Raw genomic sequence first — 24521 nt, 5'->3', positions numbered from 1 at the left:
TGCCTCTGCGGCGGGGCCAGCGGGCGTGGACGTGGCTGCACAGGCACGAGCAGGCGGCGCTGCTCCGCCCCAACTTCTGGGACAGGCCGGTTCCCGGACCGGGGCTATAGTGAGCCCCACCATTCAAGCATGGGGTATGCCGTGAACCGGATCAGGTCCAGTCTTCCCATCGTGGCCTTGTTGTTCGCCACCACTGCCTCGGCCGGGGCCGTACACGGCATCCAGTCCGGCGACATCAATCGCGACGGCAACCCCTGCACCGACTTCTTCGATTACGCCAACGGATCGTGGCGGAAGGAAAACCCCATCCCCGATTACATGGACCGCTGGAGCCGTCGCTGGCAGTCGGGCGAGGTCAACAAGGAACATGTGCGCGACATCCTCACCGAGCTGTCCGCGCGCAGCGACTGGCCCAAGGGCAGCGCGGGCCAGTTGGCTGGCGACTTCTATGCGGCGTGCATGGACGAATCCCGGATCGACGCGCTGGGCAGCAAGCCCGTGCTGCCCTGGCTGAGCGAGATCGGCGCACTCCAGGACGCGGCCGGCATGCAGCGCATGATTGGAAAGCTGCACGACATGGGGGTGTACGTGCCCTTCATCGTCTACGCCGGAGAAGACCTGCACGAGCCGTCGCGAACGGTCGCGCACATCTATGCCGGCGGCCTGGGCATGCCCGATCGCGACTACTACATCAAGACCGAGCCGCGCTTCGTGGAGGCGCGGGCGAAGTACCTGGCGCACGTGGCGAGGATGTTCGAACTGGCCGGCACCGCCCCCGAGCAGGCGCGGAAGAACGCCGACACCGTACTGGCCTTCGAGAAGCGCCTGGCGGAAGCCTCTTTCGACAACGTGCAGCTGCGCGATCCCAAGCTGTCGGACAACCCGACGCCGTTCGCCGACCTGCCCAGGCTGGTGCCCAGCTTCGACTGGGCGAAGTATTTCGACGCGGCCGGCATGCCGCATGACGCGGTGAACGTGACCCAGCCCAGGTTCCTCCAGCAGGTCGAGAAGGAACTGAGCTCGACGCCGCTTCCGCAGTGGAAGACGTATCTGCAGTGGCACGTCCTGCGCAACGGCGCCGATGCCCTGTCCACGCCCTTCGTCCAGGAAAGCTTTGCCTTCAATGGCAAGTTCCTCACCGGCGCGACGGAAATGAAGCCGCGCTGGAAGCGCTGCGCGGAGGCCACCGACCAGCAGCTGGGCGAGGCGCTGGGTGCGAAATACGTGGAGAAGTATTTCCCGCCGGAGGCCAAGGCGCGCATGCAGGACATGGTGAAGAACATCCTGCTGGCGATGGACGACGTCATCGGCGAACTGGACTGGATGGACGAGGCGACCAAGAAAAAGGCGCTGGAAAAGCGCGCCACCTTCTTCCCCAAGCTCGGCTACCCCGACAAGTTCAAGGAATACGCTGGCGTGACCGTGAGCCGCGACTCGGCCTGGGACAACCTGGTCGCCGCATCGCGCTGGAACGTGGCCGACAACCGCAGCCAGGTCGGCAAGCCGACCGACCGCAGCCGCTGGGGGATGACGCCACCGACATCCAACGCCTACTACAACCCCTCGCAGAACGAGATCGTGTTCCCCGCGGGCATCCTGCAGCCGCCCGCGTTCGACGTGAATGCCACTGATGCGGTCAACTACGGCGCGATCGGCGTGGTGATCGGCCACGAGATCAGCCATGGCTTCGACGACCAGGGCGCCCAGTTCGATGCGCAGGGTCGCCTGGCCAACTGGTGGACGCCCGAGGACGGCCGCCAGTTCCAGGCGAAGGGCCAGTGCGTGGTCGATCAGTTCGAGAGCTACTTCATCGAGCCGGGCGTGCACCACAACGGCAAGCTCGTGCTTGGCGAATCGATCGGTGACCTGGCCGGTGCAAAGCTCGCCTACCTGGGTTACCTCAAGTCCCGCAAAGGCAAGGGACCGGAACCGACCATCGACGGCTTCACTCCCGAGCAGCAGTTTTTCCTGGCCTGGGGCCAGTGGCGCGGCGACGAGACCCGCATGGAAACGCAGCGCACGATGATCCAGGGCGACCCGCACCCGATTGCGAAGTACCGGGTCAACGGTCCGCTGTCGAACCTGCCGGCCTTCAAGGAGGCCTTCAGCTGCAAAGTCGGCGATCCCATGGTGCGGGCACAGTCGGATCGCTGCGAAGTGTGGTGAAACGGGCAGGGGCCAGGTAGCCATATGGGCCCGGGCCAGCCGGATGAGTTTCCGGCTCCCGGGCCCGCTGCATCGTGCAGGCTGAGTCCCTGGCGTGCGGCATCGCGCATGGTGGTTTGCCTGCGCGCGTGTAGCTGGCCCGCCACGGCATGGTCTGATGTGGACAGGCGCTGCGACGTTGGGGTTCCGCGCTGGGCGGCCCGCCCCACGGTAGCGGCGGGGTTCGCGGACGAGCTCCGACGTCGCTCCGAAAGTCGATAGCCGACTCCTATCGCAACCATCCAATCATTCGATTTCCTGGATCGGCCACCGGGGGCTACGGTGGGTCGTGGACCAGATGACGCGCCTTCATGCCCGCCTGCTCCCGTCCGATTGCCCGTCCGATGGCTGTGAACCCAGGAGAACAACATGAGTGGCTCCTCCCAGTGTCCTGTCGCCCATGGTCCGCATAAAGCGCGCACCAACGCCCAATGGTGGCCCGACCAGTTGCCGCTCGGCCTGCTGCACCAGCATTCGGCCTTGTCGGACCCGATGGTCGAGGATTTCGACTACGCCGCCGAGTTCCGGACCCTCGACCTCGACGCGGTGGTCGCCGACCTGCACGCCCTGATGACCGATTCGCAGGACTGGTGGCCGGCGGACTACGGCCACTACGGGCCGTTCTTCATCCGCATGGCCTGGCACGCGGCGGGCACGTACCGGATCTTCGACGGCCGTGGCGGCGCGCGCTCGGGCGAGCAGCGATTCGCCCCCCTCAACAGCTGGCCGGACAACGGCAACCTGGACAAGGCGCGCCGCCTGTTGTGGCCAATCAAGCGCAAGTACGGCCGCAAGTTGTCGTGGGCGGACCTGATGATCCTGGCCGGCAACGTCGCGCTGGAATCGATGGGCTTCAGGACCTTCGGTTTCGGCGGCGGCCGCGAGGATGTCTGGGAACCGCAGCCGATCGACTGGGGTCCCGAATCAACCTGGCTTGGCGATGAGCGCTACAGCGGCGAGCGCGAGCTCGCGCAGCCTTTCGGCGCCGTGCAGATGGGGCTGATCTACGTCAATCCCGAAGGCCCCAACGGCGAACCCGATCCGCTGCGCTCGGCCAGGGACATCCGCGACACCTTTGGCCGCATGGCGATGGACGACGAAGAGACCGTGGCGCTGGTGGCAGGCGGCCACACCTTCGGCAAGTGCCACGGCGCGGGGCCGACCCAGCACGTCGGCATCGAGCCCGAAGGCGCCAACATCGAGGAACTCGGCCTGGGCTGGCGCAACGCGTACGAGAGCGGCGTCGGCGCGCACACCATCACCAGCGGCCTGGAGGGCGCATGGACGTCCACGCCCACCACGTGGGACATGGAATACCTGCAGACGCTGTTCGGGCACGAGTGGGAGCTGACCCGAAGCCCGGCGGGTGCCCACCAATGGAAACCCAGGGGTGACGCGGGCCGCAACGTGCCGGACGCGCACATTCCCGGCAAGTTCCACCAGCCGATGATGACCACGGCCGACCTTGCGCTGCGCGCCGATCCGGCCTACGAAAAGATCGCGCGCCATTTCCTGGCCAACCCGCAGGCCTTCGCCGATGCGTTCGCGCGCGCGTGGTTCAAGCTCACCCATCGCGACATGGGCCCCAAAGTCCGCTACCTGGGGCCGCTGGTCCCGCAGGAAGACCTGATCTGGCAGGACCCCATTCCCGCAGTCGACCACCCGCTCATCGACGCATCCGATGCCGTGGCGCTGAAGGCCAGGCTGCTGGGCGCCGGCCTGGCGTCGCGACAGTGGGTGCTGACGGCCTGGGCATCGGCGTCCACGTTCCGCGGGTCTGACATGCGCGGCGGCGCCAATGGCGCGCGCATCCGCCTGGCGCCGCAGAAGGACTGGGAAGTGAACGAACCGGCGGAACTGGCGACGGTCCTGGCGACGCTGGAAAGGATCCAGCGCGAGTTCAACGCGGCCCAGTCCGACGGCCGGAAGGTGTCACTGGCCGACCTGATCGTGCTCGGCGGAAACGCGGCGATCGAGGAGGCGGCCCGCCAGGCCGGTTTCGAGGTCAGCGTGCCGTTCACGCCGGGGCGGATGGATGCCTCGAAGGAGCAGACCGATGCCGATTCCTTCCTCGTGCTGGAACCGGCGGCCGATGGTTTCCGCAACTACGTCCGCGCGGGCGCCGAATCCACCACGGCTGCGGCATTGATCGATCGCGCCAGTCTGCTGACCCTCACGGCGGCGGAGATGACGGTGCTGATCGGCGGGCTGCGCGCGCTGGACGCGAATGCAGGGCACACGTCGCACGGCGTGTTCACCACGCGACCCGGGACGTTGACCAACGACTTCTTCGTGAACCTGCTCGACATGGGCACGGCGTGGCAGAAGTCCGGGACCGTGCCGGGCCTGTTCGAGGGACGCGACCGCAAGACCGGCGACCTCAAGTGGACGGCGACCATCGCCGACCTGGTCTTCGGTTCGAATGCGCAGCTGCGGGCGCTGGCCGAGGTGTACGCCGCCAGCGACGGCGAGGCCGACTTCGTGCGCGATTTCGTCGCCGCCTGGACGAAAGTGATGAACCTGGACCGGTTCGATATCGCCCGACGCAAGGCGGCTTGAGCATCAAGGCTGGCGTGTTGGCGCCAAGGCGACTGCCTGTTGGATGGGCCCCCCTCTACCCCTCCGGAGAGAGGGGGGAGGGCGTGCATGCCCGGAGCGATCAAGATGGCCGACGACGCGGCCTGACGATCCTGCGGCAGGACACCGGCCTTGCCCTCAATGCGCGAACCGTCGGTCGACGTACGAGCGCAGGTCGGCTTCCAGCCGGGCCGGTTGTTCCAGGAAGCGACACACCAGGCCGAACAGCGCGAACCGGTCCGGCTCGAACAGGTGGTGCGCGCGCACCATCGCCAAGGTGTGCACGCCTTCGCTGCGGATGTTCACGCCCGTGGCGGCCAGTTGCTCCGTCCGGCCCGCGCTGAGTTCGGCGCCGATGCGACGATGGTGGGACGAGGCACTGGTGGCGGAGGTGGTGAGGTCCCCCAGGCCGGCGCAGGTGTACGCGGTTTCAGGGCGTCCGCCCATGTGCTGGAGGATGGCCGCCAGTTCGCGGGTGGCCTCGGCGATCAGGAAACCGCGCATGTTGTCGCCGAGGGCGAGGGCGTCGACCGCTCCGATCAGGGGCACATAGACATTCTTGAGGATGGCTGCCCAGGCGGCGCCCTGGACGTCGTCGCCGTAGTCCAGGTGCAGCGCCGTCCCGTCGAACAGCGCACGGAGCACGACATCCACGCCGGGTTGCCTGCTGGCGGCGAGGGCGAATCCGGCCTGGCCGGCCTGGAGTTCGCGTGCCAGCATGGGGCCGTACAACAGCGCCCAGCGCAGCCGCGTCCCCAGATGCTGTTCGAAGATCTGCGCCGGCGTGCGTCCGTGCTCGTCCAGTCCCTTGGCGATGGACAGGCAGACGGTGTCCGCGTCCAGGCAGGGCGCCAGTCGCCCGGCCAGTTCATCGTGCGGGTTCGTGGGCAGCGCGAAGAGCACCACGTCGCGGTCCTGCGCCGCCAGTTCCAGCGGCTGGGTTTCCACGCCGGTCGCCAGGTCTCGATCCCATACCGTGATCTCGTGCCGGGGCCCGAGCAGCCCCTCGAAGGCGCGGCCCATGGCGCCATGCCCCAGGATCAGGACGCGCTTGGTTTGACCTGGCATGGCACCGCTCCCCGGACTCGCCTGCTTCCCAGAATAGCCGCGCCGCGGAAGGGCGGACACGCCGACAGCCGGGGGACTCACCAGGCGGCGCGTGGCGGGGCGTCAGAGGCGCGCGCCGGAGCGGGAGGGCCAGGTCCGCCCGTGCGCACCTGGCCCCCGCGTGTGGTTCGCGGCCCTGTCCACGGACATCGGCCAACGCACTCATTCGACCGAAATGCTGCCCTTCATCATCGCCACGTGGCCGGGGAAGCTGCAGAAGAACTCGTACGGTCCGCCGCTCTTGAGCTTGCCGGGGTCGAACGTGACCGAGGTGCTCTGTCCGCCGCCGATGACATCGCTGTGCGCAACGACGCGGGCATCGTCCGGCTTGACGTAGTGCGCGGCCGCGCCGGCGGCCATGCCGTCGGTGGCGATGCCCTGCACGTCGGCGGTCTTGGCGATCACCACGTTGTGGCCCATCGCCGCTACCGGCATCTGGCCGGTGTGCTTCAGATGGATCGTGAACGTCTTGCAGGACGCCGGGATGGTGATGGACGACACGTTGAACTGCATCGCGTCGGTGCCTTCGATGTGGGTGGCGCAGTCGCTGACAGTGGCGGCGGGCTTGTCGCTGGCAGCCGGCGGTGTGGCCGGAGCCGGCGTCGGTGGTGCGGTGGTCGTGGCCGGAGGAGCCGGTTCGGCAGGCGTGGGTGCGGGCGTGGTGGAAGTCGTGGCGGGCGCGGTGGTGTCCTGGGCCGGTGGCGCTTCGCGGCCGCCGCATGCGGTGACAGCCAATGCACAGGCAGCCGCCAGTAGTGCGATCCTGATGGTCATGGTGTGGTCTCCTGATGGGGATGCGCCGGACATCATTCGCCCCGGCACCCTTGCATCGTGTGAAAGCAGCGCAACGAGTTCGACCTGCGCGGGCGCCAGCACCGATTCCCAGGTCGGCAGTGCGCCCCGGCACGCGGCCGGGCAGTGGCTGCCATTTTTCCTGGCGTGGCATGAAAAGGGCGGGTGCGGCGCAGTGCCCGTGCCGCCCAGCCGCGTCTAATGCATCTGGCCGGCATTCGTTGCGTTTTGTGGCTGAGCATTGGCGAGCCTCCCGACGTGCTCGCCAGAACGTTCACACGCTTCCCACGTGTCATTAACAAGCCAAGTCCATCCGGTGGGCAGTGCGGACTTCAACCGTGCGCTGCACATGCGACGCGCCCAAGCCGCGCGCGACTATCGGGCGGGATCGGGCGGCTGACCGCTGGACGGATCCGCGCCGTGAGCCATGGCGAAGGCAGCAAGCGCCAGGTCTGCGCCGGTGCCACCGGCGAGGCCGATGGCCACCGCGTTTGGCCGTCGACTACGCCGGTTCGGCGGCACCCGCCGCGCCTTCCTCGGTGATCCAGCCGTGGACGTGGTGCTTTGCGTTATCGGATGCGTCCAAACGCTGCAGCGGTGACAGCCGTTGCGGTGAACGTTGTCCGGAGTAGTCGCGGTCCGGGCGATGATCGCCTGGGCCGGCGGTCCGCTTGCGCCGGTCGCCTTCACGCGCGTAAGGTGTCGCCACCGCATCTCGCGGACACTCAAAAGGGAGTTTGAGCGATGGCATTTCCTACGTCCGTCAATTCGCAGATCACCGATGCGGTGACGCAATCGAACGTAAAGGTCCTGGGCGAAGCGCCCGCCATGGCAATGGGTTCGCTGTACCAGACCCTCGCCCAGGCCGCAGGAATCGCGGCGCAGAACGCCACCGCAAACCAGCAGGCCGCCAACCAGGTGGCGCAGGCGGTTGTCACGCGCTGCGTCGAATCCATCCTCGCGCCGGCCACCAGGTAAGGGACTACGACAATGGCATTTCCAACCTCGGTCAACGACCAGATCACCGACTCGGTCACCCAGTCCAACGTCAAGGTGCTCGGGGAAGCCCCGGCCCAGGCCATGGGCTCGCTGTACCAGACGATTGCCCAGGCCACCAGCCTGGCGGCGCAGAATGCCGTGGCGCAACAGCAGGGCGCGAACAACGTGGCGATGGCTGTCGCGACGCGGTGCGTCAACGCACTGGTCGGCAGTCTCCCCGGTCGGGAGTAGTGCCATGGCCGACGAGTCCACGGTCAACAGCCAGATCACCGACGCGGTTACCCAGGTCAACGAAACCATTGCCGGGGCATCCGGATCGCAGGCGCGCGCCTTGGCGGACCAGGTGATGGCGCACGCCGTCGGCCTGGCGATGCAGAACGCGGTCGCGCAACAGCAGCAGGCCTACATCCTGCGCAATGCCGTGACCACTGCGGCCGCCCGCGCGATTCTCCAGTCGAGCCCGGAAGAAGCGCTTCGATTCGCGCGCGAAGTACTGTCCAGCGACGACGTCGCGCAGACGCTCGAGCGCCTGGGTGAAGTCATGAGCGGCGTCCAGGCGCGCCAGCCTTCCAAGGGCGGGTGAGCATGGCCACCAGGAAGAAGACGACGCAGCCCAAGGCCAAGCCGACTGCCAGGCCGGCGACCAAGGCCAGTCCATCGTCCAGCGTCCGCGCGACGGCCGCACCGGTGACGCTGGCGGACAGCCAGGTAGCCGAAGAGCTCCTGCGTACCCACGCCGCCGTGACCGCTGCCATCGCGGCCGGACACGCGCAGGTCCAGGATGCAATGAAGTTGGCCGAAGACGCGGTTGCGCAAGCGGTGCAGGGCGTGAGCGAGGCGATCCGGCTCGCGCGGCAGTCGACCAGGAGTCGCAAGGAGCAGTAGCACGCGCGGCTTCAAGCGTGCGGGGCGGGCGGCGCAAGGACCAGGCGCAATCCCGGGTTTGCGCGCGAAGGTTCAAGGATCCGGAAACGGCGGTACGGGTTTTCAGGATACGGACGACGTCGGAGACGTCGCGGCCACGATAGGGACATCACTGCAGCCATGCCGCAACGCAACCAGCGGGTCAGGGCCCTGGCGTCGGCCAGGCAGTTCCGTGTCGGCGGGCTGCTGATCCAGCCCGACCGGCTCCTCGCTGTCGGCGAGGACGGCACCGTGGCGCTTGAGCCACGGATGATGGAGGTGCTGGTTGCGCTGGCCGAGCGCGCCGGCGAGGTCGTCAGCGCCGAGCAGCTGCTGATCGAGGTGTGGCGCGGCACCTTCTACGGCGACAACCCGGTGCACAAGACGATGGCGCAACTGCGCCGCCGGCTTGGCGACGACAGCCGCGCACCGCGCTACATCGAGACCATCCGCAAGCGCGGCTATCGGCTGATAGCCCGGGTGGCCTTTCCGGACGACTACCGGCATGGGCTCCCGCCTGGCGAGGCCTGGACCGGCGGCAGCCCGTATCCGGGCCTTCGACCGTTCGACGACGAGGACGCCGGCGTGTTCTTCGGCCGCAGTCGCGCGGCCGCCGACCTGCTCGGTGCGCTGCGCCGGCAACTGGAGCATGGCCGTCCGTTCGTGCTGGTTTCCGGCGCCAGTGGTTGCGGCAAGACCTCGCTGGTGCGCGCGGCGGTAACACCGCTGTTGTGCCAAGCGGCGGGGTTCGACGGCCTGCTTGCGATGTCGTCCGCCTATTGCGACCTGGGTGCCTGCGTGGGGGGCGACCTGCTTGCCCGCGTGGCCGAAGCCCTGTGCCAGTGGAGCCTCGACGGGCGTCCGGTGTTCCTGGCCGCAGAGATTCCGGAGCTGATGGAGGCGCTGCGTGGCCCGGCGGACACGCTGCGCGCCAGGATCGACAGCGCGCTGTCGCGCAGGTCGCCGCCCAAGGCCGCGGTGCCCAGGCACGCCTGCCTGCTGCTGATCCTCGACCACGCCGAAGCCGCCGTCGCCACGCCAGGCATGACGGCGCGCGACCGCGACGACCTTGGCGCGGCCCTGCGTACCTTGTGCGCGTGCGGCAGCGTGGCCGTGATCGGGATGACGCGCAGCGACCTCTATCCGCGCCTGATCGATGCCGTGCCGGCCATCGCTGAACTCAAGGCGGGCGAGGGACATATCGACCTGCTGCCTCCGCATGCGGGCGAGATCGCGCAGATGATCCGCGCGCCCGCGGCGCTGGCCGGCCTGCGCTTCGACGAGGATGCCGATACCCACGTTCGCCTGGACGACGTCCTGCGTGACGCCGCGGCCCTGCATCCCGACGCGCTGCCCCTGCTGCAGCAGACCCTGCGGGCGCTGTACGAAGCCCGGGGCGATGATGGTCTGTTGGGGTTCCAGGCCTACCGCGCGTTCGGAGGCCTCGAAGGCGCCCTTGCGCACCGCGCCGAGGCGGTGTTCGCATCGTTGCCGAGCGCAGCGCAGGAACGCCTGGACACCGTGCTGTCACGGCTGGTGGTACCCCATCCCGACAGCGATGCGATCACTGCGCGCCGGGTGCTGCTGTCGGCGCTGGGCGACGACCCCACGCGCGCGCTGGTGGAAGCGTTCGTGCGCGCGCGGCTTTTCGTCGGCGGGCTCAGTGGTGGCGAGCCGGGGTTTGGCGTCGCCCATGAAGCGCTGCTGCGGCAGTGGCCGCGGGCCCGCGAATGGACGCGCGAGAACCGCGCGCTGCTGCAGGCCCGCGAGCGCCTCAGGCGGGCAAGCCGGCGCTGGACGGACGATCAGCGCAGGGCCGATCGGCTGCTGGCCCGCGGGCGGCCGCTGGAAGAGGCACGCGAGGCCGCGCGCAGGCTGGCCTCGGACCTCGGCCCGGACGAAAGGGATTTCCTGCGCGCTTCCGAGCGCGCCGACCGCCGGCGCCAATGGATCGGCAAGGCGGTGATCGCCAGCGTGCTCGCGTCGGGCTGCATCGCCGGCGCGTTTGGATGGAAGGCGCAGCAGGCCCGGCGCGAAGCCGAGCAGCGTCGCGACCAGGCCCAGGGCCTGGTGGACTTCATGCTGGGCGACCTGGCCGATGGCCTTCGGCCGGTGGGCAACCTGAAACTGCTCGATGGTGTCGGCAGCCAGGCGCTGGACTATCTCGAACGCCTGCCCGCCGCCGACATGCAGCCCCGCGAACTGGTGAACCACGCCCGAGCCCTGCGCACGATCGGCGAGGTCCTGACCAACCAGGGGCGCTTCGATGCGGCGCGCGCGGCCTTCCAACGGGCGGATGCAGTGGCGCGGCAGGCGCGCGCGCAGTCGCCCGATTCAATCGAGGCCCTCGCCGAATCCGGCACCACCGCCTTCTGGCTGGGCGACTATGCCTGGCGGCACAAGGACTTCGACGCCGCGCAGCTGCATTGGCAACACTATCGGCAGGTCGCGCAGGCACTGGTCGCCCGCGCGCCCGGCGACCCGCGCTGGATGCTGGAACTCTCCTACGCGTTCAACAACCTGGGCACGCTGGCGCAGGGCCGCGACCGCAGCGCCGAGGCGGCGCGCCTGTTCGCGCGCTCGATTGCGCTCAAGCGCGAACTGCTCCGACGCAGTCCCGGCGACTCGTCGCTGCGCTTCGAACTGATCGACTCGTTGGCCTGGCTCAGCAGCGCCCAGCAGTCGGAAGGGCGGCTGGCCGAGGCGGCCGACGGCCTGCACCGGCAGATCGGCATGCTCCGCGAGCTGCTGCGCGGCGATCCCACCGCCGACGCGTGGCGGCGGCGGCTGGCCACGTCGCTGCTGCGGCGCTCCGACCTCGCGCTCGATCGCGGCCGCCTGGAGGACGCCCGGCGCGACGCCGGAGAAAGCGTGACCTTGTTGTCGGCGCTCACGACCGAGCAACCCGACAACCGCGTCTGGCGGCGCGACCTGGCCCACGGCCGGGCGCAGGTGGGCTGGATCGATGCCCTGCGTGGCGACCGCGGGCAGGCCCGGCGCGGCCTCGAAGGTGCGCGCCGGGTGCTGGCACCGCTGCTGCGCGAGACCGAACCGCTGCCGGAATGGCGGACCCTGGACGCGATCGTGCGTCTGCGCCTGGCGCGCATCGCGGCCGATGACAGCCCCTTGTCGACAGCCGTCAGCGAAAGCGCCGAAGCCGCGATCGCCGAACTGCAGGCCCGCTTCGTCGAGGCGCCCGACGATCGCCTGGCCGCACTCGCGCTGGCGCACGCGCGCCTGTGGCGTGGCGACCGGTGGGCTGCGACGGGCCGCAACGCGGAGGCGCGTGCCGACTGGGAGCGGGCCCGGCACCTGCTGCAGGGACCGGCCGGGCGAACGCACAACCCCGCGGTGCTGGATGCCTGGGTCCGCGTACTGCGGCGCCTGGGCGCGGAAGAGGGCGTGCGGGCGCCGCTGGCCCGACTGCACGCGGCGGGCTACCGGCACCCCGATTTCCTGGCGTTCTCCGCTGCCCCGCGTCCCTCCGCCTTCGATTCAACTCCGTCCGGCTCATCCCCGTCCGGCTCAGCCCCGTCCGGCTCATCCCCGTCCGGCTCATCTCCATCCCACCCGTCACCCAAGCAGGTCCGACCATGAGCGACAGCAATCCCCCGATCCAACCCCTCGAGATCCAGATGCAGCTGACCGTGGCCTACACCGGCTTCGGCGGCAACACCCGCGGAGGCAAGTACTTCTACAGTTTCGACCCGGACATGGTCCTGGTCGGCAAGGGCCAGCAGGGGGTGAAGATGCGCTACACCCTGCAATCGGAAGTGCCCGAGTATTTCCGCATCGTCACGCTGCTGAGCTCCGACGCGCGACATCAGATCCAGGACGTCGTGGTGAGCGATGACGGCCGCAGCGTCGTGTTCTCGAACAACAACAACATCAAGACGCTGATCTTCTTCTCGATCGTCGTGCGCGACGAACGCCGCAACCTCGTGTTCGGCTGCGACCCCAAGGTCGGCAACGATCCCGAAATCAAGCCCGTGCTGATGGCCTCACCGGTTCCGCAGGCGTCGGAAACGGCCTGAAGCCGTGCCCCGGAGCGCGCTCCGGAAGGCCGGGCGCGCGCTTGGCGCTGCAACCATCCCGCACACCGCCCGGCGCCGGCCGGGCGGTGTGCGACGGATCAGTTGATCTTGCAGAAGCTCGCGTAGTGGTCGTTGGTGAAGTAGCGCGCGTCGACCTTGTTCTTGGTCGTGCCCATCGTCACCAGGTACACGAGGCGCCACGTGCCCGCGGCGCCACCGTCGCGCAGCTTGCCTTCCCAGTATTCCTGCGGCGGGCTGGCCTTGGGCAGCTTCTTCTCGTCGTTGTTGAAGCGCTGCACGTCCATGCCGGCGTGATTGCAGTCGGCGGGCGGGTTGTTCATCGTGATGCACACGGACATCGTGCGCATGGCTTCCTTGACCGAGGTGTGCAGGCCCTTGCAGGCCGGCGGGGCGGCCTGGGCGGCCGGAAGCGCGCACAGCATCAGGGCGGTGGTGAGGGCACCGGCCAGGCGCCGGTGGATTGCGATCGTCTTGTTCATGGTGGAACTCCTTGGTGGGCGAACGCGTTGCGACAGGCAGACGCGGCCCACAGGCTTGCGCAGAGTCCGACGTCGCGGCCTTACCGCAACCTGACGATCGCGCCCGGAGCGGCGCGACAGCGTCCCGGGCCGCGCCGTGGAAGCCGGCCAGGGCCGCGTGCGGCCGCCGCCCCAATCGGCCGGTCTGCCGGTCCGCCCGCGGGGCACTGCCTGCAACTACCCGAATCACAAGGGTTTTGCCGACGGTAAGGTTGCCGTCAGGCGCCGCGCCGGGCGACCCGGGAAGGTGCGCCCACCGGAGCGAGGGTGCCCCGCCCGGGGTTGACGCATCGATCGATGCGCAGCGTTCGGCACCGCTGCCGGCCACAGGAGGCCGGCACATCGCAAGGAGCCTTTCCATGTCCGCGAAAACCACCGCCGTCGACATCCTCGATCGCGAAGACGAGCGTCCGATTTCCGCTTTCACCCATGGCGCCGTCAGTCGCCGCCTGCTGCGCCGGGCCCGCGTCGGCGCCCGCGGCCTGGCCGCCGCGGATGCGGACGACAAGCCCTGGGGCCTGCTGTACCGCGCCCTGATCAATTCGCTGGGCGCCTCGCCCGACACCTTCCAGCTGGTCTATCCCTTCGTCAGCTGGTCCTGGCCGACGGCGGCCGCCGGCACCATCGGCAGCGCCCAGTACGATTTCTGTTCGACCGCCCCGCAATGGGATGCCGTGGGCGCCTATGCCTCCGGCGGCGATCGCGTGGACTTGGCCTACCAGCAGTTCCTGCGCGTCATTCCCGTCGCCACCGACGATCCGGACCTGCGCGACCAGATCACCGTGGCCACCGATGCCCTGACCGAGGCCAGCAACCAGTACACGCAGGCGGTGGACATCGCCCTGGCGATCTACGACGACACGGTGGTCGACAACACGCCGCCGTTCACCGAGTGGCTGGGCTCGCTCCAGGGCCGTGGCTACCAGGCCAACATCGCCGCCGCGCTGAAGAAGATGTCCCAGGCCGAGATCAACCTGGCCGCGCTGGTCGACCAGGCCAACACGCCCGGCCTGGCCGACGCGCGCAACCAGTTCGTCAACGAAGAGTTCTACGTGCGCCTGGCCGATCCCAACCTGACCAAGCTGCCGAAGGTGCCGAACTGGTCGATCTCGCAGAACGCCGCGCAGTGGCTGGACAAGGTGAAGGCGGGCAAGGGTCCGGCGGGCGCCACCATGGGCTTCAGCAGCCGCGATTCTTCCTATGACTTCAGCAAGTCGTGGGCGGGCGGCGAGGCGAAGGTGCAGCAGCTGTTCTGGGAAGTGAAGGTCAACGGCAAGTGGGAGCGCATCGACTCCTTCGAGACCGACAACCAGCTGGAGGTCTCGCTGGAATTCGAGGCATTCGACCTGATCCAGATCCAGCCCAGCCTCTGGTACAACGGCGGCTTCGTGCGCAGCATGGCCAATGGGCCGTTCGTGCGCGGCTACAGCCCGTTCGGCGACGGCGACAACCAGGCGGTGTATGGCGAGAGCGGCTTCTTCAACCTGCTCAAGACCGGCATGTACGTCGGCTACAAGCCCAGTTTCAGCATCCGCACGAGCAGCGCGACGTTCAAGCAGTTCTCGGAGAAGTTCAAGGTCGCCACCGGCATCCGCATTGGTCCGTTCTCCTTCGAGGCCGAGGGTGGCAGCGAGAAGTCCGGCTGGCATGCCGACGCCAACGGCTCGAGCTTCACCGGCACCACGACATCGGACCAGCCGATGATCATCGGCGTCCAGATCGCCAAGATGCCCAAGGGCGGGCAGGGCTGATGCCACACGCCCGGCGGCGATGACGCCGGGCAACCAGCAGCCAGGTGCCCCGCCACCGTGCGGGGCACCTGTTTTTCGTGGAACGGCTGGCACGAAGGCCCCGTGACAGCCGAGCGTCCGGGACTCGTTGAAACGGCCGGGCTCACGCCCCCGGGACATCACTTTTGGCAGCATCGAAGCCCCGCAGCGGATCCACGCCATGCCGGAAGCCTCCCCGATCACCGGCGAGTTCTCCAACCACAAGGTCGCCGCCGTATTCCCGAGCACCCGCGTCGCGCAGCAGGCGGCCGACGGCGTGTCCTCGGCCCTCTCGCTGGAGGCGGCGCAGGTGCAGCTGGTCACGCCGGCCGAACCGCATCCCGGACACAAGCTCGAACCGGAAAGCCGGGGCATCTGGCGGACGATCGTGGTCGCCCACGTCCGGCTGGGCATCGTCGGCGCGGTACTCGGCGCGCTGGTGTTCTGGGGGCTGTACGCGATGGGCGTGCCGTTCGTCGTCCAGTCCTGGGTGGCCGCGCTGCTGGTGCTGATCGGCTTCGGCGCGGTAGCCGGGCTGTTCCTGGGCGGGCTGGTATCGCTGCGGCCCGACCATGACCGCTACGTGGAGGCCACCCGGGACGCGATGGCGGCCGGCAGCACGACGGTGGTCGTGCATGCCTTCTCGGCCGAGCAGCGCGCCCGCGCCGCGGACTACCTGCGCGCGCAGGGCGGTGAAGTGACCTCGACGTTGTAGGAGGCACGGCCACAGGAGTACTGTCGAACCGCCGACCCCGGCATCGGCAGCTCGTCCATCCACCCCGCGGATCCGACGTGCCTGCGCTCCCCGGTCCCGACCCGGATCCCGATCCCGACCGGGCCCTCGAGCCGACACGCCCTGTCTCCGCCCGCCGGCACCGTCCTCGTTGCTTCATCCAGGAAGTCGCGTCCAGGAGCCCGCCATGAATGCCCTACCTCTCTCCAGCCTGCTGCTCGTCACCAGCCTGATCCCGGCCAGCGTGTGCGCCCAGGGCGTGCCCACCAGCGCAACGTCCAGTTTCCAGTCTCTCGACACCAACGCCGACGGCGTCGTGGACAAATCCGAGTACGACAGCAAGGCGCTGTTCCGCCAGCTCGACAGCAACGGCAATTCGCGTATCTCCGCCGAAGAGCTGGAGGCCGTGCTCGGGCCGCAGGAGGATGGCCAGATGTCCGCCGTCGACCGCATCCGCGGCACGGATCGCAACCAGGATGGTGAGCTGTCCGACGAAGAGCTGCGTCGCGGCGCCGAGACGCGCTTCATGTGGCTGGATACCAACCAGGACGGCAAGCTGGAGCTGGCCGAGATGAAGTCGCGGTTCGGCATTCCCGCACCCGGGCAATACCAGAACTACTAGCGGTTCCGGCCGTTCCCGCGGACGACCTGTCGTCCGCCAGTCCGCCTGCGTGGTCCTGCGCTGGGCCGGAATGACCCGCGCGAGGACAACCCCCCGTCCGGCGTCGGACCAGATTGGCTCAACGTCGGACGAATCTGGTGCACCCGAGAACAAGCCGGCGAACTCGAGGACCAGCCGCGGCAACCCGTCGGCGCGATCAGCTGTGGAACCTCAAGCGCGGGCTCAGTGCGACGCGGCCGCCTTGCGCTGCTTGTCGACTTCCGCCTCCAGCGCCTTCTCGGCTCTGGCCACGTAGTCTGGGCAACTCATCTCTCCTGCCGTGCCGGTTTCGGTTTTCCATCCGCTGCCGTCGGGGTGGGGAGTGATCAACAGGTCGCAGGGCAGCGCGCGGGCGGTAGCGAACCCGCGGCGGTAGTCCTCGACGATGCGCGGATAGCGCGGATGGTCCACCAGCCGGTAGCCGGGGGCGCTGAAGCTGTCGAGATAGGCGATGCGCAGCGGCTTGCCGTCGCGTGTGTCGGTCCAGGTCCAGCTCAGGCTGCCTGGGGTGTGCGCGGGGGTGAAGTGCGCACGCAGGTGGATGGCACCCAGATCGACGGTTTCGCCGTCCATGAGCAGGCGGTCGGCGTGGACCGGCGGGTAGGGGAGTTCGTCGCCGAAATGCATGTCGTCGCTGCCGCCGCGCGCGAGCAGCACCGCCGATTCGGCATTGCTCACCAGCGTGGCGCCCGTCGCGCGTTTGAGCGCGGCCAGCGCCCCCGAGTGGTCGGCGTGGGCATGGCTGTGCAGGATGAATTTCAGTTGCCCGGGCTCCACGCCCAGGCTGCGCAGGTTGGCCAGCACGTACTGCGCCGCCTGCGGCAGTCCGCCATCGATGAGCACGGCGCCTGCGTCGGTTTTTACCAGGAGCGCAGTGAGGCCCTGCGTACCGACGTACCAGGTGTGGTCGGCGATCCGGAACGGAGTGACGGGCTGGCGCCAGTGCTCGGGCGTGTCCGCCGCGGGCGAAACCGGCAACGGCTCGGCCGCCAGGGCCATGCCGGTCGTGACCAGCATCAGTGCAGTGGCAAGCACCTTCGTTCGCATCGACCGAGCTCCGCAGTGGGGGTGGCCAATGTGCCACGCGATGGAATCAATTTCACGATGCGCCAAGCGGTTGATGGCGCGGCTTTTCCGCTACCGTTGCACAGCCGGGTGGCGCGACGTCACCTGCGCACGCCGAGCACGCCATCGAGCGCCAGCTGCGCCTTGAAGCCGGCCTTGCCCAGCCGTTTCTCCACCTCGCGCGGCACGTCGCGCCCGCTGGTGAGCTTGTTCGGACTGCCCGTGTAGTGGAACAGGCGCCCACCCGGGCGCAGGACCCGCGCCAGCTGGTCGTAGAAGGCCTGGGAGTACAGCTCCCCCGCAATGCCGAAGCGGGGCGGATCGTGGAGCAGGGCATCCACCGATGCGCCCGGGATCTGCGCGATGGCCTGCGACACGTCGGCATGCGTCAGCTCAAGTCGACCGCCGCTGGCGGGGGCGTCGGGGTCGGGAGACCAGGGGTTGAGCGTGCGCAGCCACAGCACGTCGGCGTTCTTCTCGAACGACAGGATGCGGGCCACACCGGCGTCCAGGCAGCACGCGGCGAAGTAGCCCAGGCCGCCGCAGGTGTCGAGGACGATCTTGCCCTGCGGCGCCACCAGGGCCACCTTGCGGCGGGCATCGTCGATGGGCGATTCCTTCGACGTGGGCAGCATCTTGATGCCGTCGATCTCGAACGTGGGAGCGCCCCATGGCGTGGGGACCAGCTTGATCAGCGAGCCCGAATACCGCGAGATGGAGGCGAACCCGTCGCCATCCCAGTAATAGAGCGTGCGGTCCTTCAGCTTTCCGGGATAGGGATAGCGCTGGCCACGCCACTCCCAGGCGTCGGACGACAGGGCCACCTCGGCGCGGGAAACGTCCAGATCCAGCGAACCGTGCCATGTGCCCGCTCCGGCATGGCGTGCCGCGAGCAGCGCTTGCGCGAGGGGAAGGGTCAGCAGCGGGCCGGCGTAATGCACGTGGGGAGGGATCCTGAGGCGCGGTTGGAAGCGGGGTGTGGAAGCAGCTATCCGAACTACTTTAGAGGCGTTGCGCGCGCGGGTGCCACGGTGCGGGACCCGGCGCCTGGGGAAGGGCCGTCTCGCCCAGCCCGGCTTTGCCGACTCCGGCCTTCCACCGCGTCCGCCGTTTTCCCAACCATTGGCCTACGACACCCTTCCGGCGCCACGCTAGGCTCCAGCTTTCCACCGGGGAACGTCCATGAAGCCTTCACGTTTGAGCCTGGGCCTCGCGCTCGCTGTTTCATTGGCCGCGGCGACCACCGTCCACGCCGCAGACGCCGCACCCAAGGCCAGGCCCCAGCTGGGCAGCTTCGGTGTCGACCTCGCCGCGCAGGACACGACCGTCAAGCCGGGCGATGACTTCAACCGCTTCGTCAATGGCCACTGGCTCGACACCTACCAGCTGAAGGACCACGAGACCTCGTACGGCTCCTTCATGATGCTGCGCGACCGCTCCGAAGCGCAGGTCCAGGCCATCATCGAGGAACTGGCCAAGCGCCAGGACCTTGCGCCGGGCAGTGACGCGCAGAAGGTGCGCGACTACTACGCCAGCTTCCTCGACCGCGCCGCCCGCGATGCGGCGGGCATCACGCCGCTCAAGCCGGTGCTCGACCGGATCAATGCCATCCGGACCAAGGATGCGCTGGTCGCCGCCTTCGCCAGCAGCGCGCTCGACGGCACGATCTCGCCGCTGCAGTTCGGGGTGGAGCTGGATCGCAAGGATCCGGACCAGTACCTCGTCGGCCTGCGCGTGGGCGGCCTCGGGCTGCCCGACCGCGACTACTACCTCAACCAGGATGCGCGATTCGCCGGCATCCGCGCCGCCTACCTCGAACACATCCAGAAGATGCTCGGCTTCGCCGGCGTGGGCGACGCGAAGACGCGCGCCGAAGCGATCCTGGCGCTGGAAACCGAACTGGCCAAGCCGCAGTGGGAGCGCGCGCAGCTGCGCAACCGCGACAAGACCTACAACGCCGTCACTTTCGCCGACCTGGAAAGCCAGTATCCGGGCTACGGCTGGGCCGCGCACGTGAAGGCGCAGGGCATGCCCGCGCTGGACCGCGTCAACATCGTCACGCCGAGCGCGGTGCAGCCGGTGGTCGACGTCATCGCGCGCACCCCGTTGGCGGTGTGGCGCGACTACCTGGCCTTCCACGCGGTCCGCAACAATGCGCCGCTGCTCAGCCGCGAGATCGACGATGCGGCCTTCGCCTTCAACGGCACCGTGCTCAGCGGCCAGAAGGCCCAGCGCGAGGACTGGAAGCGCGCCGTGGCCGCGGTGGGCGGCATGGACGGCCTGGGCGATGCGCTGGGCAAGCTGTATGTCGAGCGCCACTTCTCGCCCCAGGCCAAGGCCGCGATGCAGGCGATGGTGGAAAACCTGCGCAAGGCCCTGCGTGCCAACATCGAGCAGATCGACTGGATGGGCGAGTCCACGAAGGCCGAGGCCTACCGCAAGCTGGAAACCTTCCGGCCCAAGGTGGGTTACCCGGACAAGTGGCGCGACTATTCCAGCGTCACCATCGTCCCCGGCGACCTGATGGCGAACGTGATGCAGATGCGCCGCTACGGGCGCAACGACGAGAACCGCCGCGTCGGCACCCGTCCGGACCGCAGCGAATGGTTCATGACGCCTCAGACGGTCAACGCCTACTACAACGCGACCTTCAACGAGATCGTGTTCCCGGCCGGCATCCTGCAGGCGCCGTTCTTCGACCTCAACGCCGATCCGGCCGTCAATTACGGCGGCATCGGTGCGGTGATCGGACATGAAATGGGCCACGGTTTCGACGACCAGGGCAGCAAGTCCGACTTCGCCGGCATCCAGCGCAACTGGTGGACCGACGCCGATCGCGCCGGTTTCGAGCAGCGCACCAAGGTGCTGGGCGCGCAGTACGACGGTTTCTGTCCGCTGGAGGGCCAGTGCGTCAATGGTTCGCTGACCATGGGCGAAAACATCGGCGATCTGGGCGGCCTGTCCATGTCGTACACGGCCTACCAGTTCAGTCTGGCTGGCAAGCCGGCGCCGGTGATCGACGGGCTGACCGGCGACCAGCGCTTCTTCCTGTCCTGGGGGCAGATCTGGAAGGGCAAGTACCGCGACGAGGCGCTGCTCAACCTGATCAAGACCAACCCCCATTCGCCGTCGCAATACCGTGCCAACGGCCCGCTGCGCAACTTCGATGCGTGGTACCAGGCCTTCGGCGTGAAGCCGGGCGACGAGATGTACCTGCCGCCGGAGAAGCGGGTGCGGATCTGGTGACCTGACACGACGAAGCCCGCGATCTGCGGGCTTCGTCTTTCTGGGGTGCATGTCCGCCGGCGTGGGTTTCCGCCGGCATGGTGGTGAACGGTTACTTGTTGCCGGCCTGCACGCCCTTGTCGACCACGAGCTTCACGGTGACCTTGCGCGCATTGGCGTTGCTGCCCGAACCTGCGTCCGCGGCAACGCCCATGCCGTCGCCGGCGTGCACCTTGCCGGGCATCAGGCCGCCGGTCTGCTGCAGGTAATTGGCGACGGAGGCCGCGCGCATCGTGCTCAGGCGCTGGTTGGCGGCGGCGTTGCCCACGGAGTCGGTGAAGCCCTGCAGGACGACGTGATAACCGTTGGTCGCCTTGGCCTTTTCGGCGAAGGCCGACAGGGCGGCCTTGTCCTTGGCGGAGAGCGCCGTCTTGCCCGAGGCGAAATGCACGTCGAGCACTTCCAGCGCCTCGTAGGTCCCGAAGTCGTCCATGCGCTTGCCCATGTCATCCACGCGGGTGGAGGTCGGGGCCACGCCCGCCTGCACCTGCTGGGCGGTGCGGAAGTCCTCGGACTTGAACGAGATCGCGCTGGCGGTGAAGTTGCCGCCGTCGGCCATGCCGTCGGCAATGATCGGCAGGCCCGGCATCAGCGAAGTGAAGGCCGCCTTCTCGCTGATGGCGCCGGTCAGGCCCTTGGTCTTCTTGTAGGTCGTGTCGGAGGACACGGTGATGGTGTGCTCGACGTTGTTGCCGTCCTTGACGGTGAGTGTGTCGCCCTGGATGGCGGTGATCAGGCCCCGGATCGTGCTCTTGTCGGCGGCCAATGCCGGCAGCATGGCCAGGATGGCCACGAACGCGGCAATCAACATGGTGTGTTTCACAGGCTTCCTGGTAGTCATGGCGGTGCCCTCTGGGCCTTTGGATGCGGGTGGGCGGATGCCCGAAGCAAGGTCGCAGCCTTGCGGCTTGGCGCAGCAGCAGCCCGGCGCGATTTCACTGGGCACAATGGGACGAGCCGGGAGCGCAGGCATCAGGCTGGCACGCGCGCTGGAGGCTGCCTATTGGCCCTTGGGCCAACACGGCTGCGGGCCCTGGCATCCGGCGTCGTCCTGCGGTCCCAGTGGCAAGGCCTGGCAGGACTGCGTCCATACGCATCGTGGACGCAAGCTGCGGTGAACTGGGTCCGGCCTGATCCAGCGGCCATGCGCTACGCCAGGGGTACGCCCGATGCCGGTCCATCACGCGTCTGCTCCAACATCCACGACCCGGCCCACGCCCGCGGCCGTGTGGACGATCGGGCATTCGACCCGGCCGCTGGAGGCCTTCCTCGACCTGCTGGCCGCGTACGACATCGGCGCGATCGCCGATGTCCGCCGTTTTCCCGGCTCCCGGCGCTACCCGTGGTTTGCCGGCGACGCACTGTCGGCGAGCCTGCCTGCGCAGGGCATCGAGTACGCATGGCTGCCGCAGCTCGGCGGCCGTCGCAAGGTGCGACCGGGCTCGCCCAACGGGGGCTGGCGCAATCCCTCCTTCCAGGGGTACGCCGATCACCTGGACAGCCCGGAGTTCGCCGAGGGCTTGGCCGCGGTGCTGGCGCTGGCGGCGCGGCGTCGGACCGCACTGATGTGTGCCGAATCCCTGTGGTGGCGTTGCCACCGCGCGCTGATTTCCGACGTGCTCAAACTGCGCGGGATCGAGGTCATCCATATCCTGGACCAGACCCACGCCACGACCCACGCCTACACGGCGCCCGCGCGCATCGAGCACGGACGGTTGAGCTATGCGCCCGCGCAGGGGGAGCTGCTGTAGCCGACGACGGACCAGCGGCGATGTGGTGCCCGGTGCGGCTGGAAACAGGCGGTCATGCCGCCGCCGATCCGCGGCAGGCGCCGCCGGTACGCGGAATGTCCAGCGGCGGAAGTCGCGGGAGAGGCGCTGGGCTATAGTCCGGTCCCACGCGGCGCCGCGGCTTCCGCCCGGCCCGGGTCGCACCATCCAGACGCCGGCCCGCGCTGCACGCGCGCCAGCAGAATCAGGGGAAGTAGTTCCATGGCAGTACGTTCCTGGCTGCGCCGGCTGGTTGCCGTCGCGGCTTTCGTCTCCGCGTCGGCATTGGCCGCCGCGCCCGTCGTCGGCGTGCACGAAGCCGCCCCCTCCAGCGACCAGCGCGAACTCGAGCGCGTGCAGGCCGTCAAGGCCGCGGCGTACCAGCAGTCCCTTGCCCGCTATGACGCCGCCATCCGCGCCGCCGCGCCGCACGACGCGGCGCAGACGGTCGCGCGCTGCGCCTTCATCGCCCACTTCGTCGATGACGAATACGGCGAATTCGTGGACAGCGCGCCCGACGATTTCGAAGCGTGCCAGCAGGCGTTGCGCGATCGTGCCGACAAGGCGCCCGAAGCCCAGGTCTTCCTGCTCAGGCAGTTGTGGGATGACCAGGAAGTCATCGAAGCCGGGGAAAAACTGATCGGACCGGCGGAGCGCTGGCCGGTGCCGCAGCGTCGCGCGCTGCTCGCGACCTTGTCCAACGCCCATGCCGGAAACGACGATGACCGCGCCGGCGAGCTGGGCGAGAAGGCCGCGCGCCTGGGCGACTACAGCCAGGTGCACGCCGCGGTGCGCTGGCTGGCTGCAAACGAGCGCAGCCTGGAAGCGGCACGCCTGTTGGCACAGGCGCCGGTCGCAGACGAGGACTGGCCCGCCCGCGAGCGGATCGAGGCGGCGCTCGACCTGCCGGACGGACGCGTGGCGCTGTCGGAACTGCGACGTCACCAAAAGGCGGGCCGGCAGGTGGCCGATGTCCTGGCGGCGCGGGTGCACCTGCATGCGGGCAACTCGGCGCAGGCACGCAGGTACCTGCGCGCCTCCAGCGAGGACGGGGCGACATTGATGGAGGACGAGCGCTTTGAAGTCGCGCTCGCCCTGCGCGAGTTCGAGATCGCCGTGGACATGGTCGACGTGTCCGACATGGACGGGCTTGCGCAGAACCTTGCGCGCGCCGCGGCCATCCTCGTCCGCTCGCCGCTGTCGCTGTTCAAGCCGGCCATGACGATGGCCGCGGCCATCGCCATCGGGATGCTGATCCTGCTGGCACTCCTGCCGGGGCTGGTGCTGGTTCCCGCGCACTACCGCAGCCTGCTGCGCAGGGCCCGCGGCCAGCCCGCGCTGGAGCCGCTGTTCGAGGTGGTCGGCCTGCGTCAGGCGTGGATCGGCCTGGCCATCCTGCTGGTCGTTCCGCTGACGGTCGGCACCCTGGTGGCACCCGATGCGCTGTCCGGCATGGCGTCGGGGGGGCCTGCTTTCGATGAGCCGGGCCTGTTCCGGTCCATGCTCTGGGGCTCGCTGGCCGGACTGCTCTGCATCGTGCCCTACGCCCGGCGCATCGGCCTGCGACAGATCGTGGGCGGCCGCAGCGCGGCTCGAATGATCGGCTGGGTGCTGCTGGCCCAGGTGGCACTGCTGGTGGTCGGTGCCTTGCTCGCCGCGGTCAACGCGTCTTCCGGCGGTGCTGAAACCACCCAGACGCAGGCCGTGCAGGCGATCGCCGAAGGCGGCAGGCAGGCTGCCGGTCCGGCCGTCACGCTGCTGCTGATGGCGCTGATCGTCCCCGTGCTCGAGGAGCTCGTCTTCCGTGGACTCCTGCTGGGAGGGCTGGCGCGCCACATCGGCTTCGGCTGGGCAAATGCGATCCAGGCCCTGGTGTTCGCCGCCAGCCACGATGATCTGCCGCGCCTTCCGTTCTACCTGGCGTTGGGCCTGTTCGCCGGGTGGCTGGTGAAGCGCACCCGTTCGCTGGGTCCGGCGATCGTGCTGCACGCACTGAACAATTCCTGGGCGGCGTTGGCGATGATGTACGCAACCTAGGCAGCGCTGCCGGTGGCGGGCATCGCCAACAGCCAAGGTCCTGCGG

General features: G+C 68.7%; 18 protein-coding genes and 2 pseudogenes. 14 read left to right on the top strand and 6 right to left on the bottom strand.

Features of this window, described 5'->3' with window-relative positions; genetic code table 11:
• The first annotated feature begins 171 nt into the window (after nucleotides 1–171).
• Both I8J32_RS14450 and katG read left to right on the top strand, forming a co-directional pair.
• Complete coding sequence (locus I8J32_RS14450) at nucleotides 172–2166, top strand: M13 family metallopeptidase (protein ID WP_200615775.1); 1995 nt, start codon at nucleotides 172–174, stop codon at nucleotides 2164–2166.
• A 408-nt stretch (nucleotides 2167–2574) separates the two neighbouring features.
• Complete coding sequence (gene katG / locus I8J32_RS14445; RefSeq protein WP_200615774.1) at nucleotides 2575–4764, top strand: catalase/peroxidase HPI; 2190 nt, start codon at nucleotides 2575–2577, stop codon at nucleotides 4762–4764.
• Nucleotides 4765–4920: 156 nt separating this feature from the next.
• On the opposite strand, the gene I8J32_RS14440 is transcribed toward katG, so the two are convergent.
• Entirely contained in the window at nucleotides 4921–5850 is a 930-nt protein-coding gene (locus I8J32_RS14440; protein WP_200615773.1) for a hypothetical protein, read from the bottom strand.
• A gap of 201 nt (nucleotides 5851–6051) precedes the next feature.
• Nucleotides 6052–6663, bottom strand: coding sequence for an azurin (azu, locus tag I8J32_RS14435; protein WP_200615772.1), 612 nt, complete (start codon nucleotides 6661–6663; stop codon nucleotides 6052–6054).
• Between the two features lie 762 nt (nucleotides 6664–7425).
• Here azu and I8J32_RS14430 point away from each other — a divergent pair.
• The 6 genes and pseudogenes from I8J32_RS14430 to I8J32_RS14405 form a co-directional block, all read left to right on the top strand.
• Nucleotides 7426–7611 (top strand): annotated as a pseudogene (locus I8J32_RS14430) (RebB family R body protein); the annotation flags it as partial.
• A 60-nt stretch (nucleotides 7612–7671) separates the two neighbouring features.
• Nucleotides 7672–7875 (top strand): annotated as a pseudogene (locus I8J32_RS14425) (RebB family R body protein); the annotation flags it as partial.
• Between the two features lie 40 nt (nucleotides 7876–7915).
• A complete protein-coding gene (locus I8J32_RS14420) occupies nucleotides 7916–8263 on the top strand; it encodes a RebB family R body protein (RefSeq protein WP_200615769.1) in 348 nt (115 codons plus the stop codon).
• Between the two features lie 2 nt (nucleotides 8264–8265).
• Nucleotides 8266–8565, top strand: a complete 300-nt coding sequence (locus tag I8J32_RS14415) for a hypothetical protein (protein WP_200615768.1) — start codon at nucleotides 8266–8268, stop codon at nucleotides 8563–8565.
• A 159-nt stretch (nucleotides 8566–8724) separates the two neighbouring features.
• On the top strand, nucleotides 8725–12180 hold the full coding sequence (locus I8J32_RS14410; RefSeq protein WP_200615767.1) for an nSTAND1 domain-containing NTPase: 3456 nt from the start codon (nucleotides 8725–8727) through the stop codon (nucleotides 12178–12180).
• Complete coding sequence (locus I8J32_RS14405) at nucleotides 12177–12617, top strand: hypothetical protein (RefSeq protein WP_207526640.1); 441 nt, start codon at nucleotides 12177–12179, stop codon at nucleotides 12615–12617. Before I8J32_RS14410 ends, I8J32_RS14405 begins: the two co-directional genes overlap by 4 nt.
• Nucleotides 12618–12715: 98 nt before the next feature.
• Here I8J32_RS14405 and I8J32_RS14400 read toward each other — a convergent pair whose 3' ends face one another.
• Nucleotides 12716–13117, bottom strand: a complete 402-nt coding sequence (locus I8J32_RS14400; RefSeq protein ID WP_245156344.1) for a ribonuclease domain-containing protein — start codon at nucleotides 13115–13117, stop codon at nucleotides 12716–12718.
• A gap of 398 nt (nucleotides 13118–13515) precedes the next feature.
• On the opposite strand from I8J32_RS14400, the gene I8J32_RS14395 reads away from it, so the two are divergent.
• From I8J32_RS14395 to I8J32_RS14385, 3 genes are all read left to right on the top strand, one after another.
• A complete protein-coding gene (locus tag I8J32_RS14395) occupies nucleotides 13516–14907 on the top strand; it encodes a hypothetical protein (RefSeq protein WP_207526639.1) in 1392 nt (463 codons plus the stop codon).
• A 199-nt stretch (nucleotides 14908–15106) separates the two neighbouring features.
• On the top strand, nucleotides 15107–15640 hold the full coding sequence (locus I8J32_RS14390) for a GlsB/YeaQ/YmgE family stress response membrane protein (protein WP_200615764.1): 534 nt from the start codon (nucleotides 15107–15109) through the stop codon (nucleotides 15638–15640).
• Nucleotides 15641–15845: 205 nt separating this feature from the next.
• Nucleotides 15846–16280, top strand: a complete 435-nt coding sequence (locus I8J32_RS14385) for an EF-hand domain-containing protein (RefSeq protein ID WP_200615763.1) — start codon at nucleotides 15846–15848, stop codon at nucleotides 16278–16280.
• 222 nt (nucleotides 16281–16502) lie between these two features.
• Here the strand turns inward: I8J32_RS14385 and bla are convergent, their stop codons facing one another.
• Complete coding sequence (bla, locus tag I8J32_RS14380) at nucleotides 16503–17366, bottom strand: subclass B3 metallo-beta-lactamase (RefSeq protein ID WP_200615761.1); 864 nt, start codon at nucleotides 17364–17366, stop codon at nucleotides 16503–16505.
• 119 nt (nucleotides 17367–17485) lie between these two features.
• Nucleotides 17486–18376 carry a class I SAM-dependent methyltransferase gene (locus tag I8J32_RS14375; protein ID WP_200615805.1) on the bottom strand — a complete coding sequence of 297 codons (891 nt, stop codon included), beginning with the start codon at nucleotides 18374–18376 and terminating at the stop codon, nucleotides 17486–17488.
• Between the two features lie 190 nt (nucleotides 18377–18566).
• Between I8J32_RS14375 and I8J32_RS14370 the strand changes: the two genes are divergently transcribed.
• Complete coding sequence (locus I8J32_RS14370; protein WP_200615760.1) at nucleotides 18567–20630, top strand: M13 family metallopeptidase; 2064 nt, start codon at nucleotides 18567–18569, stop codon at nucleotides 20628–20630.
• A 91-nt stretch (nucleotides 20631–20721) separates the two neighbouring features.
• Here the strand turns inward: I8J32_RS14370 and I8J32_RS14365 are convergent, their stop codons facing one another.
• Nucleotides 20722–21480 (bottom strand): OmpA family protein, encoded by a 759-nt coding sequence (locus I8J32_RS14365; RefSeq protein ID WP_200615758.1) that lies wholly within the window; start codon nucleotides 21478–21480, stop codon nucleotides 20722–20724.
• Between the two features lie 358 nt (nucleotides 21481–21838).
• On the opposite strand from I8J32_RS14365, the gene I8J32_RS14360 reads away from it, so the two are divergent.
• Both I8J32_RS14360 and I8J32_RS14355 read left to right on the top strand, forming a co-directional pair.
• A complete protein-coding gene (locus I8J32_RS14360; RefSeq protein ID WP_200615757.1) occupies nucleotides 21839–22420 on the top strand; it encodes a DUF488 domain-containing protein in 582 nt (193 codons plus the stop codon).
• 54 nt (nucleotides 22421–22474) lie between these two features.
• Complete coding sequence (locus I8J32_RS14355) at nucleotides 22475–24475, top strand: type II CAAX endopeptidase family protein (RefSeq protein ID WP_207526638.1); 2001 nt, start codon at nucleotides 22475–22477, stop codon at nucleotides 24473–24475.
• Nucleotides 24476–24521: the final 46 nt, after the last annotated feature.

The organism is Lysobacter solisilvae (genome assembly GCF_016613535.2).
GTDB classification, from domain to species: domain Bacteria; phylum Pseudomonadota; class Gammaproteobacteria; order Xanthomonadales; family Xanthomonadaceae; genus Agrilutibacter; species Agrilutibacter solisilvae.
The sequence above is the reverse complement of the archived record's forward strand: the minus strand, read 5'-3'. Positions and strand labels throughout refer to the sequence as shown.

What these genes read in the sequence shown, in the direction of transcription:
- I8J32_RS14395 (WP_207526639.1), top strand. Translation starts at nt 13,516, where the DNA reads ATGTCCGCGAAAACCACCGCCGTCGACATCCTCGATCGCGAAGACGAG.
- I8J32_RS14385 (WP_200615763.1), top strand. Translation starts at nt 15,846, where the DNA reads ATGAATGCCCTACCTCTCTCCAGCCTGCTGCTCGTCACCAGCCTGATC.
- I8J32_RS14365 (WP_200615758.1), bottom strand. Translation starts at nt 21,480, where the DNA reads ATGTTGATTGCCGCGTTCGTGGCCATCCTGGCCATGCTGCCGGCATTG.
- I8J32_RS14405 (WP_207526640.1), top strand. Translation starts at nt 12,177, where the DNA reads ATGAGCGACAGCAATCCCCCGATCCAACCCCTCGAGATCCAGATGCAG.
- I8J32_RS14400 (WP_245156344.1), bottom strand. Translation starts at nt 13,117, where the DNA reads ATGAACAAGACGATCGCAATCCACCGGCGCCTGGCCGGTGCCCTCACC.
- I8J32_RS14355 (WP_207526638.1), top strand. Translation starts at nt 22,475, where the DNA reads ATGCCGCCGCCGATCCGCGGCAGGCGCCGCCGGTACGCGGAATGTCCA.
- I8J32_RS14390 (WP_200615764.1), top strand. Translation starts at nt 15,107, where the DNA reads ATGCCGGAAGCCTCCCCGATCACCGGCGAGTTCTCCAACCACAAGGTC.
- I8J32_RS14410 (WP_200615767.1), top strand. Translation starts at nt 8,725, where the DNA reads ATGCCGCAACGCAACCAGCGGGTCAGGGCCCTGGCGTCGGCCAGGCAG.
- I8J32_RS14440 (WP_200615773.1), bottom strand. Translation starts at nt 5,850, where the DNA reads ATGCCAGGTCAAACCAAGCGCGTCCTGATCCTGGGGCATGGCGCCATG.
- bla (WP_200615761.1), bottom strand. Translation starts at nt 17,366, where the DNA reads ATGCGAACGAAGGTGCTTGCCACTGCACTGATGCTGGTCACGACCGGC.
- I8J32_RS14370 (WP_200615760.1), top strand. Translation starts at nt 18,567, where the DNA reads ATGAAGCCTTCACGTTTGAGCCTGGGCCTCGCGCTCGCTGTTTCATTG.
- katG (WP_200615774.1), top strand. Translation starts at nt 2,575, where the DNA reads ATGAGTGGCTCCTCCCAGTGTCCTGTCGCCCATGGTCCGCATAAAGCG.
- I8J32_RS14420 (WP_200615769.1), top strand. Translation starts at nt 7,916, where the DNA reads ATGGCCGACGAGTCCACGGTCAACAGCCAGATCACCGACGCGGTTACC.
- azu (WP_200615772.1), bottom strand. Translation starts at nt 6,663, where the DNA reads ATGACCATCAGGATCGCACTACTGGCGGCTGCCTGTGCATTGGCTGTC.
- I8J32_RS14360 (WP_200615757.1), top strand. Translation starts at nt 21,839, where the DNA reads ATGCCGGTCCATCACGCGTCTGCTCCAACATCCACGACCCGGCCCACG.
- I8J32_RS14415 (WP_200615768.1), top strand. Translation starts at nt 8,266, where the DNA reads ATGGCCACCAGGAAGAAGACGACGCAGCCCAAGGCCAAGCCGACTGCC.